Below are 17,872 nucleotides of genomic sequence, written 5' to 3'. Positions count from 1 at the left end.
GATGCTTTTTTATGTTTTTAAAAACGTATTTAAAAAAGTAAGTATAGAAGAAATTTGTATAAATATACAGATAATTCTCTTTCTTTTTAAAATAAAAATAATGAAAAAGTATGTCATATTGAATGCCCATACATTCCCGGAAACATTGATTTTTTTATAAAAAATTAAAAAAATATCAACATATTTGTCGATACATGTTGTATAATCTTGCGTGGGAAGCTATCATATAAATGTATAAAACGTTTACTAATATAAGCGAAGGGAAGAATAGCATGTCACATTCAATCGAACAACTTTCTATCAACACGATTCGCACATTATCCATCGATGCGATTGAAAAAGCAAACTCTGGTCACCCAGGAATGCCAATGGGTGCAGCACCAATGGCTTATACATTATGGACTCAATTTATGAAACACAATCCAAATAACCCAACGTGGTTTAACCGTGATCGTTTCGTATTATCTGCAGGTCATGGTTCAATGTTATTATACAGCCTACTTCACCTATCTGGTTATGATGTAACAATGGATGACTTAAAGAACTTCCGTCAATGGGGAAGCAAAACTCCAGGACATCCTGAGTACGGTCATACAGCTGGTGTAGATGCAACAACTGGTCCACTTGGACAAGGTATTGCAACTGCTGTAGGTATGGCAATGGCTGAAAGACATTTAGCTGCTAAATATAACCGTGATGCGTATAGTGTAGTAGATCATTATACATACGCTATTTGTGGTGATGGAGATTTAATGGAGGGCGTTTCTGCTGAAGCATCTTCATTAGCTGCTCATTTACAATTAGGTCGTCTTGTTGTGCTTTATGATTCAAACGATATTTCATTAGATGGCGATTTAAATCGTTCATTCTCTGAAAGTGTAGAAGATCGTTACAAAGCATACGGATGGCAAGTAATCCGTGTTGAGGATGGAAACGATATTGAAGCAATCGCGAAAGCAATTGAAGAAGCGAAAGCTGACGAAAAACGCCCAACGCTAATTGAAGTAAGAACGACAATTGGTTTCGGTTCTCCAAACAAATCAGGAAAATCAGCTTCACATGGTTCTCCACTTGGTGTAGAAGAAACGAAATTAACGAAAGAAGCATATGCTTGGACTGCTGAGCAAGACTTCCACGTAGCAGAAGAAGTATATGACAACTTCCGTAAAACAGTACAAGATGTTGGTGAAACTGCGCAAGCTGAGTGGAACACGATGCTAGGTGAATATGCACAAGCATACCCAGAATTAGCAAACGAATTCCAAGCAGCAATGAACGGTCAACTTCCAGAAGGTTGGGAGCAAAACCTACCAACTTATGAATTAGGATCAAAAGCAGCAACTCGTAATTCTTCTGGTGCTGTAATTAATGCAATTGCAGAGTCTGTACCATCATTCTTCGGTGGATCTGCTGACCTTGCTGGTTCTAACAAAACATACATGAATAACGAAAAAGACTTTACAAGAGATGATTACAGCGGTAAAAACATTTGGTACGGTGTACGTGAGTTCGCAATGGGTGCAGCAATGAACGGTATTGCACTACATGGTGGTTTAAAAACTTACGGTGGTACGTTCTTCGTATTCTCTGATTACTTACGTCCAGCAATTCGCCTTGCAGCATTAATGCAATTGCCAGTAACGTATGTATTCACACATGACAGTATCGCTGTTGGTGAAGATGGTCCAACACATGAACCAATCGAGCAATTAGCAGCGCTTCGTGCAATGCCAAACGTTTCTGTTATCCGTCCTGCTGATGGTAACGAATCTGTTGCAGCTTGGAGACTTGCTTTAGAATCTACAAACAAACCAACTGCTTTAGTATTAACTCGTCAAGACCTTCCAACATTAGAAGGTGCAAAAGATGATACGTATGAAAAAGTAGCAAAAGGTGCATATGTAGTTTCTGCAAGCAAGAAAGAAACGGCTGATGTAATCTTACTTGCAACTGGATCTGAAGTAAGCCTAGCTGTTGAAGCTCAAAAAGCATTAGCAGTAGACGGCGTTGACGCAGCGGTTGTCAGCATGCCATCTATGGATCGCTTCGAAGCTCAAACTGCAGAGTACAAAGAATCTGTATTACCAAAAGCAGTAACAAAACGTTTCGCAATCGAAATGGGTGCTACATTCGGATGGCACCGTTACGTAGGTCTTGAAGGAGATGTGTTAGGTATCGATACATTCGGTGCTTCTGCTCCTGGTGAGAAAATTATGGAAGAGTATGGATTTACTGTAGAGAACGTTGTTCGTAAAGTAAAAGAAATGCTTTAATGATTTCAGAAAAATCTCTCCGGCATGGAGAGGTTTTTTTATGTAAATGAGTTTTTTCGACAGAAAAAGTTTTTTATCTCTCCGCAGTCAGACAATCATTGCAAATTTTCTTATATATAATGAAGAGAAAAGGTTGTCCAGATTGGGAGTGGAAAAATGAAAACGTATGAATTGTATTTAATTCAAGAGGATATTGCGAAAGCTTATTTTGGTCGTGAATATTTGTTTTTTGATTTATTTGCTCGATTTTCAGAATCTGGGTCCCTTTCGGAGAAAAAAGTGTTATATAAGCAAATGATGTATATAACGATGCCATTGCAAGTAATGAAAATTCATCATAAATTAGAACAAGCTTTGCGCGTTCTTGGTAAATATGATAGAACACATCATACACATACACTTTATACGGGAGCGGAGTACGGCGAAATAATGGTGAAACCGCACTATATTCGTATGAATACCTCTGGAAATGTCTCTATGGAAACAACATTCTTTGAGGTGTTAAGAAAGTGTGAATTAACATTTTTAGCTATGGATTATGAAAATACAAAGTACGGATGGCTGAATCCTCTAAAACAAGTACGAACATATGTGTAAAAAATGTCGAATTGTATCTTGTCTTATTGAAAAGGTTTTAGTACACTGTAAGGTAGACAACATGAAGGAGGAAAATATATGCCAATTTGGTTAGGTATTCTAGTGGGCGTAGTAGCACTAGTAGCAGGCGTGGCGTTAGGATTTTTCATTGCCCGCAAATATATGATGAATTACTTACAAAAAAATCCACCAATTAACGAACAAATGTTAAAAATGATGATGATGCAAATGGGACAAAAACCTTCCCAAAAGAAAATCAATCAAATGATGAGCGCAATGAACAAGCAGCAAATGAAATAAGCGCTAAAAGACACTCGCTAAGAGTGTCTTTCTTTTTGTTAGTTATAGTTTTTAAAACTTTTAAAAATTCTGTATTTTTGGTAAACTGAAAACATCGCTCATTTTAAGGGAGGAGGAAAAAAATGAAAGTGTTTATGAATTTAGCGTGGTTTTTTAAACAAGAAAAACGAGCGTACATAACTGGAATTATTTTATTGTTTGGCGTTGCACTTTTAGAACTTGTAGCACCAAAAGTAATTGGAATCGTTGTAGATGAAATTAATGATGGAACATTGACGACCGATAAGTTACTAAAATGGGTTGTACTATTAGTAATTGTAGGCATTACGATGTACATATTACGTTACATATGGCGTATTATGATTTTCGGGTCTTCATTAAAATTAGCTCGCCAATTACGAAAAAATTTATATGAACATTTTACAAAGATGAGTCCATCTTTCTATCAGTCAAATCGAACAGGTGATTTAATGGCACATGCGACCAATGATATTCAAGCGATCCAGCAAACTGCTGGAGCAGGTGTTTTGACGCTTGTTGACTCATTAGCTGTCGGAGGATGTGTACTCGTAGCGATGGGTTTTACAATTAGCTGGAAGTTAACATTATTAAGTTTAATTCCAATGCCGATTGTAGCTATTTCGACAAATTATTATGGAACTTTATTACATAAAAGGTTTCATAAAGCACAGCAATCGTTTTCGGAAATCAATGATAAAGTGCAAGAGAGTATGAGTGGAATGAAAGTGATTCGCTCGCTTGGACAAGAGAAAGAAGATTTGCAGGCGTTTCGAAGAAAATCAGAAGATGTTGTACATAAAAATGTGTTAGTTGCACGTATTGATTCGTTATTTGATCCGACAATCTCTCTTATCGTTGGATTTTCTTTTTTAATCGCAGTATGTTATGGATCGGTATTAGTTGTAAGAGGTGAATTAACAGTAGGTGATCTCGTTACATTTACGACATATTTAGGTACCCTCGTTTGGCCAATGTTAGCGTTTGGATGGTTATTCAATATTATGGAGCGTGGGCGTGCTTCATATGACCGTGTAGAAAAAATTCTTTCACAAAAATCAGATGTAGTAAATAGCGAAAATGCTGTACAGACAATAGCGAGCGGTAATGTTTCGTTTGCCGTTGATTCATTTTCGTATAAGAAAAATGAATTGTTACATTTAAACGATATTCACTTTGATTTGAAGAAGGGCGAAACGCTAGGAGTTGTAGGACGTACAGGCGCAGGGAAAACAACTTTATTAAAATGTTTAATCCGTGAGTATGATCATTTTAATGGTGAATTAAAAATTGGGGAGCGAGATATTCGAGATATAACACTTCATGGTGTCCGTTCTGCCATTTCATACGTGCCGCAAGATCATTTTTTATTCTCAGCAAGTATTGGTGAGAATATTGCCTTTGGAAAGGCGGATGCTACAAATAATGAAATTACCCAAGCTGCAGAGATTGCTTGTATTCATAATGACATCCTCCAATTTTCAGAAGGATATGAAACAGTAGTAGGGGAAAGAGGTGTTTCGTTATCTGGTGGTCAAAAACAGCGAATCTCTATTGCTCGTGCTTTATTAACAAATGCTGAAATTTTAATTTTGGATGATTGTTTATCAGCAGTAGATGCAAAAACAGAAGAGACGATTTTAAGTGCCTTAAAGAGGGAAAGAGCAGGGAAAACGACGATTATTACTGCACACCGATTAAGTGCAATTCAGCATGCCAATCTTATTCTTGTTGTTGATGAAGGTAGAATTGTACAAAGAGGTACACATGAGGAATTAATGAAGGAAAACGGCTGGTATAAGGAAATGTATGAAAGCCAGCAATTAGAAGCTTTAGTCGAGAAAGGAGGCGTATGATGGTAGAGAAGAAGCGAAGTGATTTAAGTAGATTGCTTTCCTATATGAAGCCATATAAAGGGTTGCTATCTTTAGCATTTATCTTTTTAGTTGGTGCGACAGTAACGGAAATGATGGGTCCTTTTTTAATTAAACAATTCCTCGATGAACACCTAGTACCGCGGGATTTTGAACGATCAGCGCTCGTTACTTTATTTGTAATTTACATAGTTGCTCATTTATTAAAAGTATTATTTACGTATTTAAATCTATTGTACTTTCAGAACATTGCTTTTAAGATTGTTCAAGATATGCGAGTTGAGGTATATGAACATGTTCAAAAGCTGTCATTAAGTTTCTTTGATCGTACGCCGATTGGTACACTTGTATCGCGTATAACAAATGATACGGAAGCGATTAAAGATTTTTATGTTAGTGTATTATCAACATTTGTGAAAAATGTAGTCTTTTTAGTAGGTATTTTAGTAGCGATGTTTTTATTAGATGTAAAATTAGCGCTATTTTCTCTCGTATTAATTCCGATAATGTTTGCGATTATGGTATTATATCGCCGGAAAAGTGCAGCTTTTTATTTAGAAGTACGTAATCAACTAAGCGTGTTAAATGCAAAGTTGAACGAGTCCATACAAGGAATGAATATTGTTCAAGTGTTCAGACAAGAAAAACGTATGAGAAAAGAGTTTGAAGAAGTGAATAATAAACATTATAGTGCAGGGCGACGTACTTTGAAGTTAGACGCATTACTTTTACGACCAGCTACGGATTTAGTGCATATTGTAGCTATTGCGTTAGTACTAGGTTTATTTGGGATTGATGCTTTAAAGAGCCCTGTTGAAGTAGGAGTTTTATATGCTTTTGTTAACTATATACATCGTTTCTTCCAACCTGTAAATGAGATGATGATGAAATTGTCCTTTTTCCAACAGGCACTTGTTTCGTCATCACGTGTATTTCATTTAATGGACGAGAAAGATTTAGCACCGGTTCAAAAAGGCAATGAGAATCCTCAAGTTGTGGATGGGGATATTGAATTTAAAAATGTTACTTTTTCATATGATGGAAAGCGTGACGTTTTAAAAAATGTATCATTTCACGTGAAACAAGGGCAAACGGTTGCTTTTGTTGGGCATACTGGTAGCGGAAAAAGTACGATTATGAATTTGTTAATGCGATTTTATAATATTAAGTCAGGAAATATTGTAATAGACGGTGTAGATTTAGAAAAATTTGAAGAACGAGAAATTAGAAAGAAAATAGGACTCGTATTGCAAGATGCATTTTTATTTGCTGGAAATGTAAAGCAAAATATTCGTATGTATAATGAAGAAATTACGGATGAAGAAGTAAAAGAAGCTGCTCGATTTGTGCAAGCAAATACGTTTATTGAAAAGTTACCAAAACAGTATGAAACAGAAGTAGTAGAAAGAGGTGCAGCATTTTCAAGCGGTCAACGACAATTAATTGCTTTTGCTAGAACGATAGCAACGAATCCGAAAGTATTAGTATTAGATGAAGCAACAGCTAATATCGATACAGAAACAGAAGAGGCTATTCAAACAGCGTTGCAACAAATGCGAAAAGGTAGAACGACGATAGCCATTGCGCATAGGTTATCTACAATTCAAGATGCAGATCAAATTTTTGTGATGCATGATGGAGAGATAGTAGAAAGAGGAACACATCAAGAATTACTAAGTGAGCAAGGTTTGTATTATAATATGTACTTGCTACAAAATAAAGTGAGTTTGCAAAAGGCCTTGTAATACAAGGTCTTTTTTATTTTGTATACAACATACGTTTACTCTTTGTTTCTATAGCATAAATGTTGTGTCCTCTTATGAAACTTGTACATATTGTATGTATACGAAGTAAAAAAATTGATAGGAGATTTTATATGCAAAACAGATCAAGTTCAAATGTTACGTTTATTGATGTGTCTCATTGGGAAGGGAATATTGATTGGAATGCAGTGAAGGCATCTGGAATTCCAGCAGCGTATGCAAAAGCGACAGAAGGTGTAAACTACATTGATCCTACTTTTACTAAGAATGTACAAGCAGCACGAAATGCGAATGTATTAATTGGTGCATACCATTTTGCACGCCCAGAACAAAATGATGCAATTTCAGAGGCGAAATATTTTGTGGGTATATTACAAAATAACCAGACAGACTTAATGCCAGTTCTGGATTTAGAATCACCAACAGATCCGAGCAACAGTAATTTAACTGGTAACGCTATATCGAATTGGGCAAGAAGCTTCATAAATTATGTGAAACAGGCTACTGGAAAAGATGTAATGTTATATACAGGAGTTTGGTATATTAATGAGTTCGGAATTAGCGGATTAAGTGATATACCGCTTTGGATTGCTAAATACTCGAGTACACCGCCTGCTGATGCTGGTGGATGGACAGCGTGGACAGCGTGGCAGTACACAGATTCTGGACAAATTTCAGGCGTAGGAAATTGTGATGTATCAGCTGCAGTTTCATTAGAAGCTTTAAAAGGGAATGGAGCAAGTGGTGGAGGTAATGTTTCCACGCCTAATAATGCAACTCCAGTGTACGGGGTTGCTATAATTAATGGAGATAATGTGAATTTGAGAAGTGGACCATCTTTACAGTCTAGTGTAATTCGCCAATTGAATCGTGGCGAAACATATGAAGTTTGGGGAGAACAAGATGGATGGCTTTGTTTAGGGACAAATCAGTGGGTATATAATGATCCGAGTTATATTCAGTATAAACATTATGTGGCGACTATTACTGGTGATAATGTAAATTTGCGTGATGCTCCATCATTAAATGGAAATGTTATAAGACAGTTACATCAGGGTGAATCGTATCGAGTGTGGAGTAAGCAAGATGGATGGCTTTGCTTAGGGACAAATCAATGGATATACTACGATCCGAGTTATATTCAGTATGGTGTACAATAGAGTGAAAATAAAAGGTGCCCCGTCAGAGGTGCCTTTTATTAAAAATATACAACTTTTACAAAGTCTATATCGAAACCATAGTATACTATAGTAGATATATTTATAAAAAATAATTGAAAATGAAATAAAGGAGTAAAAATATGAATTATGTGCTAATAGGTGCGATTTTAATATTATTAGCTGTAGCATTTGTGCTGTTTTATAAAAATAAACAGTTAGAATCAGAGAGTCAGCAAGTAGAATTTGAAAAGAAACAAGCGATTGAAACGTATAAAAATGAAATTGCAGCTACAGTGATAGAGCATAAAGAACAACAAAATAATTTAAAAAATATGGAACAGAAAAAATACAATGATTTACAAGTAAGTGCAAATAGAGAAATTGAAAATATGCGTATGATGAAAAATCAATTAGCTATGCAGCATAGTAAAGAACGTAGTGAAATACAAAATAAACATAATAACGAAATACATATGTTTCAAAAATTAATTGCAAATTTACGAGAATATACTAAAAACGGTGCTGAAATGAATACGTACGAAACATTACATTATATGAAGCGAGGATTCATAGAGCAAGGCATCATATTAGATGCTGAAATTCAAATCATGCCGAATGTTTTTATTAAAAATAATAGTGAAATAAACGATAATCGAATCCATCATCTCATCTTGTGCAAAACTGGTATTTATCTACTTGAGACGAAAGAATGGGAAGAGAAATTAATTCATGGTTTAACGAAAGAAAATGCTGGTATATATTCATTTATGATTGATGAAATGGGTAAGTATCAACAAGAAGTTGAAAAAGAAGAGACATTTGAATATATAGTAGGTAAAGATTCGTCAACTATACAAGTGAAAAATGAAGGAAATCCAGTATATAAGGCGAAGAAACTATCTCAAATTTTATACAATTGTTTGAAAGAAATGCAGGCTAATAGTATAAAAGAAAAGGTAAAACCAGTTGTATATTTTTATAATGAAAATGGAAAAGAAATAATAGATCTTTCTAGTGAGGAAACACCTAGATTAAAAAATCGGGAGCAAATTGTAACGTTCTTCAGAAATGAAATCTTAGCAGGGAAAGTAGTATATACAGTGCAAGAATTAGAACAGATTCGAGAAATGATTAGCCGGATGAATTATATAGTGAGTTAAAAGGGGAGATCTTTCTGAACGCTATGCTACGTGGCATTTTGTATGTCTATTTTTGTTTGTATATAGTAATGTACATTCTATTTATATTCGTCATTGATATGGTCCATATACCCTTAAGTGTAAGGAGCATTTTTGTAGTATTCATACCATTTGTTTTATTAGTCATGATTCAAAGGGCTATTTTATATGTTTCTAAAAATCGTAATGAAGAAAAGAAGCAAATGTTGGGGGTTTTAATAGTAGCACTCATACCATTAATAGTGTGCACTGTACAACTAAGGGTAAATGAATATACATCAAAGTTTAATCAAAATAGATGGTTAAATCATGCAGATAAGCGGGTATATATGGTAGATGATCTATTACAAAAATATAAATTAATAGGGAAATCAAATGAAGAAATTATACAATTGTTAGGAGCTCCAACGGAAACGAGAAGTGGGGAAGAAGGAGTTACCACTTTGTATTATCTTGGGACTGAACGTGGCTTTATTCCAATAGATAGCGAACAGCTTGTTTTCCAATTTGATAGAGATGGAAAAGTCATGGAATATACGGTGCATAAAGATTAAAGAAACGTAGAGGGAAGCTATATGTTATAGCTTCTTTTTTATTTTTCAATATGTCACGGAAGGGGGAGAAGGTTTTTGAGTGGAATAAGGAATGAAAGCGGAGGTGATGCATATATATAGATGCATTGGGTGATTATTAGTCCGATTGGTGAGGGGTAATAATTAATAAGTACGGACAAAAACCCCACTCATTAAAGTTTTACTTTATCATATTGTATAAATGAAAAGGAGGTAAGACGGTGAAAGCAATCCCGACTGATGTCCTGAGTAAAGAATTGATGGAAAGAGAAGGAGTTATATCTATTACAGTAAAGGAATTTGAAAAAATAGAAGTAGCTGGAGTAGTGGTCGCTGGTCCAGCGGTTATTTTGATTAATCAAGATTAAGTACATATTTTTGAAATAAAAAGCATCCGTCTAGGATGCTTTTTATTTGTATGTAAGGATAAATATGATGGATAATTGTGTTACTGGAGGGAAAGTCTGTGGCAATTATTATAACAATGTTAGTAATGGGTATTTTATTAGGATTTGTTGGAGCTGGAGGAGCTGGGTTTATTATCGCGATACTCACTTTAGTATTTCATATTCCTATTCATGTTGCTCTTGCAACATCTTTAACTGCAATGGCATTTACGACATTATCAGGTGTTGTCAGTCATTACCGTGAAGGCAATGTTGCATTTATTATAGGCGGGATTGTTGGAGGATTTGGCGCAATTGGCTCTTATATTGGTTCTAAATTTGGTTCACTTATACCAGCACATCTTCTTCATTGGTTTACAGCTGGGATGTTATTTTTATCGGCAATTTTTATGTTTATTAAATTAATTATGTTCCAAAACAAAGAACAGTCATCTTTATATAAGCATAAAGAGTTTTCCATGAACTACTTGTTGAAATGTATATGCCTTGGATTAGTTACTGGAATGATGGCTGGTTCATTTGGGATTGGTTCTGCACCGTTTATTCAGCTTGGATTAATGGTTCTATTGAGACTAACGATTCAGCAATCTGTAGGGACAACGATGCTTGTTATATTACCGATTGCAATTGGAGGTGGGCTAGGATATAGTTCGGAAGGATATTTAGATTATATATTGTTATTGCAAGTATTAATTGGGACCATGTTAGGGGCATATATTGGCGCGAAGTTTACAAATTATGCACCGCGAATGCTTTTGAGGTTTTCGATGATTATGACACCGGTTTTAGCTGGATGTATGCTATTGATGGAATAAGGTGAAATTATAATAAGTAGGGGGTTACTGCTTACAAATAGCGGGATAAAATTAATATAGCAAACTATTAATATATTTTACGAATGAATTATGTAGGTAATTCATATTTCCCATATAAAAGGATTTGTTTTAATATTATGAGTGTAAAGTTCGAGTATTCGAAGTACTACTTGAATTATATCCCTATCCCTTTTCTAAAAATGCGAACAAGTTTTGCCCTATTCTATTCAATAGTTAATTGTATAGAAATATATTGTTCGATGACCATTATGGAACGTACATAATGGGAAAATCCCGATCCTTAAAGAGGATGCCCCTAATCTTCATGTGAAAATATGATCGGATAAGAAAGCTGACCAATTGATGGTCAGCTTTCTTTTTGTTCGAAAATTATTTCTTCTTTAATTTCTGTTTGCAATAATACAGTTTTTCCGAAGCGACGTTTGCATTCCGCGCGCACTTTTTCAAGGGCTAGTAGCTGAGTAGTGGCGGGAACTGTGACAATAGCTTGGCGAGGTTTTCGATTTTCTTCACAAAAGACACATTCCACAACATAATTAGAAATCATATTTTCATCCTTCCAGTTTTAATTTCTAAGAAGGGATTGTCTATGAAGTTGATGTAACTTTTCGTCATTGTTTTATTATTTTCCTCTTTTTTTCAAGGGGAAAATAATAAAGAAGGCGAATTTTAGTAGGGGAGGGATGTTTATGGAGAGATGGATAGGTAGTGCAGCGGTATGTGTAAATGAAAAAAATGAAGTTTTAATGGTATTGCAGGGCAAAGAGGGAGAAGAAAAAAGGTGGTCTGTCCCAAGTGGAGGACTTGAAAAGGGAGAGACACTAGAAGAATGTTGTATTAGGGAAGTTTGGGAAGAAACAGGTTACAATGTGGAAGTTGTAAATAAAATATATGAAAAAGAGGGTATTACATACGGTGTTCCAGTGTATGTCCATTATTATTTTGTTAAACAAATAGGCGGTAATATGAAAATCCAAGATCCTGATGAGTTAATACATGAAATTGCTTGGAAAGGGATACATGAAGTTGAACAATTGTGTTTAGCTTTTCCAGAGGATTATGAATTGCTGTGCCAATATATAGATAAAGAAGCAAGTATGTAAATACTTGCTTCTTTAATGTATCCAAGACAAGAAAAGCGGAACGATAACTAAACTAGCGCCTGCTGTTAAAAGCATGGATAAACTTGCGATTGTTCCTTCCACAGGACCGATTTCGAATGCTTTTGATGTACCGGTTCCATTTGCGCTCGTTCCTAACATAATACCTTTTGCGATTGCTGTTTTAATACGGCAAATACGTATGAGAGAAGGACCGAGCAATGCTCCTGTTAAGGCAGTTAAAACGACAAATACAGCAGTTAATTGTGACATGCCACCAATCATTTCTGAAATAGCCATTGCGATTGGTGTTGTAACGATATGTGGCGCTAAACTATGTTCTAGTGATGAATCAATTTGAAAATAATTTGCTAGTAGTGCTGAAGTAATGACTGATAAAAACGAACCGACAATGACATTAAGTAAGATAGCCATTCCATGTTTCTTTAATAAATCAAAGTATTTATAGATTGGCCATGCAAAAGCAACTGTTGCGGGTTTTAATAATTCAGTTAACCAATGACCACCAGATTCATATGTTTCATAAGGTGTATCTAATCCGAGCAATAAAGCAATTAAAATAATGGGACAGATGAGAAGAGGAGAAAGTAGACTCCAATTCCAGCGTTGATACATTTTTTTTGATAGCCAATATGTGAATAGTGTTAATAGTAAACAAAGAAATCCGATCATTGCGTTGATCCTTTCCGCTTTAGTAGCAATTCTGTTAAAAGTCCTGTAACTAAGGTAACGCAAAGAGTGCTAATCATAATAATTAAAATGAGATCGATTCCATATTGTGTTAGTGTATCTCTGTAACGTATGACAGCGACTGCAGAAGGGATGAAAAATAAAATAAGTTCTTTTAATAAAAAATCTGCTCCGTCCTGTATCCATTCTTTTTTAACTAGGTTAAATTTTAATGAAATTAATAATAAGAAAATACCGATTATACTTCCTGGAACTGGGAGGTGTGCCTGTTTTGCAATCCATTCACCTGTCCAAGCGAAACAAAATAGTAATAAAATTTGTCCGCTTAACTTCCACCATTTCATACAGTAACCACCTCTTTCTTTTGTTACATAAAAATTGTAAAAAAGAATTAACAATTTCTACTATACGTTCATTCAAAATATTTGTCTAATATATAAATTATATGTTATTAATATATAAGACATATTAATCGAAAGTGAAAAGGGTGTCCAAAAATGGAATTACGGCATTTGCAATATTTTGTTGTTGTGGCAGAAGAGTTACACTTTGGACGGGCGGCTGCTCGTTTACAAATGACACAACCACCACTTAGTCAACAAATACAGCAATTAGAAAAAGAAATGGGAGTTACATTATTTTCAAGAACGAAAAGAAAGGTTGAACTAACAGAAGCAGGAGAAATGTTTTTAAAAGAAGTAAAAAAGGCGTTTGAACAAATTGAAAAAGCAGTAGAAGTTGCACAAAGTGCACAAAGGGGAGAAGTAGGATCACTTTCAATTGGTTTTGTAGGTGCGGCGATATATGATATTTTACCATCAATTGTTAGGGAATATAGAAAGAAATTTCCGAGAGTGTCTGTTGCATTACATGAATTGTCAACACCAGATCAAGTTCATGCACTTCATGATAACCGTATCGATATTGGCTTTTTACGTCCACCAATTCCAACGCAATTATTAGAATTAGAGCCAATTCAAAGGTTATCTTGCACTTTGTGTTTACCAAAGGCACATCCACTTGCAGAGAAAGATGAAATACATATAGAAGATTTACGAGATGAGCCGTTTGTATTTATTACGAGACCAGTATGGCCAGCTTTGTATGATACAATTTTATCTCTTTGTAGAGAAGTTGGATTTAGTCCACGTATTGTACAAGAAGCAACAGAGTATCAAACAGTTATGGGGCTTGTAGCAGCAGGGATTGGAATTACAGTAATACCCGTGTCGGCAAATAAGTTATATAAAACAGAAGTTGTATATAAAGAGTTATATGATTCTAATTTCGTTGCAGAAATGTCAGTGGCTTACAAAAAAATGAATAGTAATCCAGAGCTGCTAGAGTTTTTAAAAATTGCAAGAGAGAAGAAAAGAATAGAAGTAGAAGATGAGTAATAGTAGTAACAGAAAATGGATTTGATTCAAATCCATAAAAGTACACCTTATTAAACAATAAAGCGGAAATGCAACTTAAGTTGCATTTCCGCTTTATTGTTCTTTTTTTAGCTCGATACTAAATAGATAAACGTGTTCATTTTCTTTTAAGAGTAAATCAATACCCTTTTCTTCGTCAATTGTAGGGACGCTTACAGTTTCTTGACTGGTTTGGATTACAGCAGCTAAAGTTGTTTTTTGATTGTATTTTAAATTTTTTATAGATTGGATTGTAGTAGTTGCAGAGCTATTTACGCTTGGTGGCGCTTCTTCAGGAACAAGTGTTGAACCACCTTCAATATTCAGATACCACTGCCTTTTTTTCTTGTATATCTTTATCAAATTGGAAATGTGGTGGTAAAAAAGAAAGCTTTACTTTCTTTTTTGAAAAATGTGAGGTAGCTATATTAGCAATTTCTTTTGTTTTCTTACCATTGTTATAATAATCAATTGTAGCATTTATTTCATCTTTATCATTTTTAAGCGTAACGTTATAAAATATGCTATTTCCTTCTTGAAAAGGAGTCATTTGTAAAATAGAAGCTTGCTCTTTTGTTAATTTGTATGGCTCAACAATGGCAACTTCATTGTTTTTTATTTGGCTACAACTTGTGAGTAATAATAAACACAAGATTGATAGTAATTTTATACGCATGCAACCTCCTCCTTTTTACAATTATATTCTAAATGTGATTTTTTATCATTTCGTTTTCTAGGACTAAAGACTTAGAAGAAATTCCGATTGTAGTGCGATGTTTAAAATGTCATATTTTTATACACTAGTAGTATAGAATGCGTATGTAATAAGGTAGGGGAAGAATTTTATGTCTTTATGTCGGTTAGCGAGAAAAAATATTATAACATTTGCTACCAAAAGGATAAAGCAATTTATGTGGATTGCTATGAGTACTATGATTTTGTTTTTTATGATATCGTTACAATTTAATGAAGGAGCTATTTTGAAAGTAGGGGATGCATTTGTATTTCAAATGTACTTTTACACACTTTTTATTGTACTAATTTTCATATGTATTTTTACTACATATAAAATGATGTACTCCCTTTTGCATGTGAGGAGGGAGGAGTTTATATCTTATGTAGCAGAAAATATGAAAAGAAAAGAGGTACTATGTGTATTATGTCAGGAGCAATTATTCATTTATGGAGCAGCATTTGTTTTTGGATTAATTAATGGGATGCTATTTTTGAAATTATTCACGGTTATCTTTATGAAAATCGCAGGGATACAAGGAATAAATAGTGCGCCAATTACAATATATGCAGTTGTAATTATTAGTGTAATTATGATGACTGTCGTTTTAATATCGATGATGCAATGTTATCGATTTGTTCGAAATTTAAAAGATGAAAATTCGTTGCGGTTTAAAGAAAGGGCATGAGAAATCATGCTTTTTTCTATTTTACACATAAAAATAATCATGTTACAGTGAAAAGACCTGACAAAGAATGGGAAGGAAAGGTTGTATAGAATGACAAATGAACAATCAATTGTAAAAGTCGATCGGTTAACGAAGCGAATCGGATCAAAGACACTTGTACAAAATATTAGTTTTGAAGTGAAAAAAGGCGAGGTTGTCGGTTTACTCGGACCAAACGGTGCTGGAAAAACGACTTTAATGAGAATGATGGTTGGTATGATCCGTATGACAGAAGGTGAAGTATGGATTGATGGTCAATCTGTGAAACAGCAATTCGAAAAAACAGCTGCGAAAATTGGAGCGGTAATTGAGACACCTGAATTTTATCCTTTTTTGAGCGGCTATGAAAATTTAACATATTTCGGACGAATGAATGGTAATGTGACCGAAGAACGTATCGATGAAGTAGTGAAATTGTTAGGGATGGGACAAGTAATTGATCGCAAAGTAAAAGCGTATTCACTCGGCATGAGACAACGTTTAGGAATCGCTCAGGCACTTATTCACGATCCAGACGTGTTGATACTAGATGAACCGACAAATGGATTAGACCCTAGTGGAATACATGAAATGAGAATGTACATAAAAAAAATTGCACATGAACAAGGAAAAGCTGTACTTGTATCAAGTCACTTACTTTCAGAAGTTGAATTAATGTGTGACAGAGTTATCATTATTCAGCACGGGGAATATGTGGCTACGCAAAATATTCAGCATAGCCAAAGCGAAGAGATGGAGACGATCCGTATACGTGTAGATGATGCGAATAAAGCAGCAGAAATATTAGGGCATGATGTTTTAGTAAAAGATAATGAATTACTTATTAATGTAAAAGATGAAGAAATCCCAAATGTTATTCGTACATTGCTTGAGAAAAATATTCAAGTGTATCGTGTATATGAAGAAAGAAAAACGTTAGAAGAGCAATTTTTAGAATTAACAGGGGGAAAAGATATTGTTTAATTTAGTATATAACGAACTGTATAAAATATTTAAGCGGAAGCGAACGATTATTCCATTTGCAGTTATTGCAGCATTAATAATCGGATTAGGATGGGTTACGGTAAAGTATTTTGAACCGGAAACAAAAGGATGGAAAGTAGATTATACAGAACGAACTGTAGAAATTGAGAAAAAGCTTGGCATGAAAAAAGAAGCTATTTTAGCAGAAAAATCAGGGGATGAGCTTGTAAAAGAATACCAGCTTAAGATGAAGCATTTAGATACGGATACAGCACCGGCAAGCAGTTCTCCACTTTCTTTCATGAGAGATACAGGTTTTATCGTATTTCCAATTTTGCTCCCATTTATCCTCGTGTATGCAAGTACAATTTTTGCGAATGAATATAGCTGGGGAACATATAAATTTTTAACGATACGACCAGCGAGTCGCTTTAAAATTTTAACAGCAAAATTTTTAGCAATTGTTATATTTGCAGCTTTATTATTTATATTTAATATGATCTTCTCCGCTTTATGTGGACTTGTTATTTATAAATTCCAACAGCCTGCATGGAGTGAGTTTATTTTCCAAGATGGAAATATAATAAAACAAAACATTTTTGTAGAAGCAAGTAAATATTATGTTTTATCGTGGTTACCAACGGTTGTGTACGCATCGTTTGCATTTATGATTTCTGTGTTAACAAGATCTAGTGGAGGTGCAATTGGTATTTCACTATTCCTTGCTTTATCAGGCAATATTGCGCTATTAGCAGCCACTAGATATAACTGGGCGAAATATTTATTGCCAGCAAACACAGATTTATATAGTATTTCAAAGAATGGAAGTTTTATTGATGGAGTAACATTCCCGTTTGCATCATGTATGTTGTTACTTTATTTGTTCGTATTTTTATGTATTTCATATACTGTGTTTTTAAAACGTGATTTAACTTAATAAGAAAAGCCGTTCAGGGTGTGAAGTGACCCCCGAAAGTTAGACAGGTCGTTTCATTAGGCAGCCTCTAGGGTATGAGCCCGGTATTGTACTGGGCTCATACCCTTTAATTTTGCCTTAATTCTTTTATGATTATAGTATTCTATATACTTTGCTAATTCTTGTTTGAAATGTGTTATACTTTCAAATTCTTTTCGATACAGAAATTCCGATTTCATGATACCGAAGAAATTTTCAATAACGGCATTGTCATAACAGTTTCCTTTGCGAGACATACTTTGAGTTATGCCACAATTCTTAAGAGAATG

General features: G+C 34.6%; 19 protein-coding genes and 1 pseudogene. 15 read left to right on the top strand and 5 right to left on the bottom strand.

Annotated features, from left to right (window positions below; translation table 11 throughout):
* Positions 1 to 272: 272 nt before the first annotated feature.
* The 10 genes from tkt to D1166_RS17350 all read left to right on the top strand — a co-directional run bounded on the left by tkt (position 273) and on the right by D1166_RS17350 (position 10,957).
* Positions 273 to 2,273 carry a transketolase gene (gene tkt, locus D1166_RS17395; protein ID WP_000019782.1) on the top strand — a complete coding sequence of 667 codons (2,001 nt, stop codon included), beginning with the start codon at positions 273 to 275 and terminating at the stop codon, positions 2,271 to 2,273.
* Positions 2,274 to 2,429: 156 nt separating this feature from the next.
* Entirely contained in the window at positions 2,430 to 2,870 is a 441-nt protein-coding gene (sirA, locus tag D1166_RS17390; protein ID WP_000860645.1) for a sporulation inhibitor of replication protein SirA, read from the top strand.
* A 78-nt stretch (positions 2,871 to 2,948) separates the two neighbouring features.
* On the top strand, positions 2,949 to 3,170 hold the full coding sequence (locus D1166_RS17385) for a YneF family protein (protein WP_001123317.1): 222 nt from the start codon (positions 2,949 to 2,951) through the stop codon (positions 3,168 to 3,170).
* A 122-nt stretch (positions 3,171 to 3,292) separates the two neighbouring features.
* Positions 3,293 to 5,044 (top strand): ABC transporter ATP-binding protein, encoded by a 1,752-nt coding sequence (locus tag D1166_RS17380; protein WP_118043363.1) that lies wholly within the window; start codon positions 3,293 to 3,295, stop codon positions 5,042 to 5,044.
* Positions 5,044 to 6,807, top strand: coding sequence for an ABC transporter ATP-binding protein (locus tag D1166_RS17375; RefSeq protein WP_000229522.1), 1,764 nt, complete (start codon positions 5,044 to 5,046; stop codon positions 6,805 to 6,807). Before D1166_RS17380 ends, D1166_RS17375 begins: the two co-directional genes overlap by 1 nt.
* Positions 6,808 to 6,938: 131 nt before the next feature.
* Positions 6,939 to 7,985: a GH25 family lysozyme gene (locus tag D1166_RS17370; RefSeq protein ID WP_097856684.1), complete on the top strand. Its 1,047-nt coding sequence runs from the start codon at positions 6,939 to 6,941 to the stop codon at positions 7,983 to 7,985.
* A gap of 140 nt (positions 7,986 to 8,125) precedes the next feature.
* A complete protein-coding gene (locus D1166_RS17365) occupies positions 8,126 to 9,145 on the top strand; it encodes an NERD domain-containing protein (RefSeq protein ID WP_001110268.1) in 1,020 nt (339 codons plus the stop codon).
* A 23-nt stretch (positions 9,146 to 9,168) separates the two neighbouring features.
* Positions 9,169 to 9,717 carry a hypothetical protein gene (locus D1166_RS17360; RefSeq protein WP_097856685.1) on the top strand — a complete coding sequence of 183 codons (549 nt, stop codon included), beginning with the start codon at positions 9,169 to 9,171 and terminating at the stop codon, positions 9,715 to 9,717.
* A 239-nt stretch (positions 9,718 to 9,956) separates the two neighbouring features.
* Complete coding sequence (locus D1166_RS17355; RefSeq protein ID WP_000644411.1) at positions 9,957 to 10,103, top strand: BC1881 family protein; 147 nt, start codon at positions 9,957 to 9,959, stop codon at positions 10,101 to 10,103.
* A 98-nt stretch (positions 10,104 to 10,201) separates the two neighbouring features.
* Positions 10,202 to 10,957, top strand: a complete 756-nt coding sequence (locus tag D1166_RS17350) for a sulfite exporter TauE/SafE family protein (protein ID WP_000974654.1) — start codon at positions 10,202 to 10,204, stop codon at positions 10,955 to 10,957.
* Positions 10,958 to 11,324: 367 nt separating this feature from the next.
* Here the strand turns inward: D1166_RS17350 and D1166_RS17345 are convergent, their stop codons facing one another.
* A complete protein-coding gene (locus tag D1166_RS17345) occupies positions 11,325 to 11,525 on the bottom strand; it encodes a DUF3903 domain-containing protein (protein ID WP_000625226.1) in 201 nt (66 codons plus the stop codon).
* A gap of 142 nt (positions 11,526 to 11,667) precedes the next feature.
* On the opposite strand from D1166_RS17345, the gene D1166_RS17340 reads away from it, so the two are divergent.
* A complete protein-coding gene (locus tag D1166_RS17340; protein WP_000442975.1) occupies positions 11,668 to 12,081 on the top strand; it encodes an NUDIX hydrolase in 414 nt (137 codons plus the stop codon).
* 12 nt (positions 12,082 to 12,093) lie between these two features.
* On the opposite strand, the gene D1166_RS17335 is transcribed toward D1166_RS17340, so the two are convergent.
* Together D1166_RS17335 and D1166_RS17330 are read right to left on the bottom strand one after the other, a co-directional pair.
* Positions 12,094 to 12,771, bottom strand: a complete 678-nt coding sequence (locus D1166_RS17335; RefSeq protein WP_097856686.1) for an LrgB family protein — start codon at positions 12,769 to 12,771, stop codon at positions 12,094 to 12,096.
* Entirely contained in the window at positions 12,768 to 13,133 is a 366-nt protein-coding gene (locus D1166_RS17330) for a CidA/LrgA family holin-like protein (protein ID WP_000872365.1), read from the bottom strand. Before D1166_RS17330 ends, D1166_RS17335 begins: the two co-directional genes overlap by 4 nt.
* 153 nt (positions 13,134 to 13,286) lie before the next feature.
* Between D1166_RS17330 and alsR the strand changes: the two genes are divergently transcribed.
* On the top strand, positions 13,287 to 14,186 hold the full coding sequence (gene alsR / locus D1166_RS17325; protein ID WP_000423234.1) for an acetoin biosynthesis transcriptional regulator AlsR: 900 nt from the start codon (positions 13,287 to 13,289) through the stop codon (positions 14,184 to 14,186).
* A 93-nt stretch (positions 14,187 to 14,279) separates the two neighbouring features.
* Here alsR and D1166_RS17320 read toward each other — a convergent pair.
* Positions 14,280 to 14,880: pseudogene (locus tag D1166_RS17320) on the bottom strand (histidine kinase).
* Positions 14,881 to 15,049: 169 nt separating this feature from the next.
* On the opposite strand from D1166_RS17320, the gene D1166_RS17315 reads away from it, so the two are divergent.
* The 3 genes from D1166_RS17315 (at position 15,050) to D1166_RS17305 (ending at position 17,564) form a co-directional block, all read left to right on the top strand.
* Positions 15,050 to 15,625 (top strand): FtsX-like permease family protein, encoded by a 576-nt coding sequence (locus D1166_RS17315; RefSeq protein ID WP_097856687.1) that lies wholly within the window; start codon positions 15,050 to 15,052, stop codon positions 15,623 to 15,625.
* A 90-nt stretch (positions 15,626 to 15,715) separates the two neighbouring features.
* The gene (locus D1166_RS17310) at positions 15,716 to 16,627 is read left to right on the top strand and encodes an ABC transporter ATP-binding protein (protein WP_000180622.1); all 912 of its coding nucleotides are present in this window, start codon (positions 15,716 to 15,718) and stop codon (positions 16,625 to 16,627) included.
* Positions 16,620 to 17,564 carry an ABC transporter permease gene (locus D1166_RS17305; protein WP_097856688.1) on the top strand — a complete coding sequence of 315 codons (945 nt, stop codon included), beginning with the start codon at positions 16,620 to 16,622 and terminating at the stop codon, positions 17,562 to 17,564. The genes D1166_RS17310 and D1166_RS17305 overlap by 8 nt, the downstream gene beginning before the upstream one ends.
* A 56-nt stretch (positions 17,565 to 17,620) precedes the next feature.
* On the opposite strand, the gene D1166_RS17300 is transcribed toward D1166_RS17305, so the two are convergent.
* Positions 17,621 to 17,872 (bottom strand): IS3 family transposase (locus tag D1166_RS17300; RefSeq protein WP_141530432.1); only part of this gene is annotated, 252 nt, incomplete at its 5' end.

This window comes from Bacillus sp. ISO11 (assembly GCF_003458115.1).
Classification (GTDB): Bacteria; Bacillota; Bacilli; order Bacillales; family Bacillaceae_G; genus Bacillus_A; species Bacillus_A cereus.
This window is presented reverse-complemented; position numbering and strand designations above follow the sequence as displayed.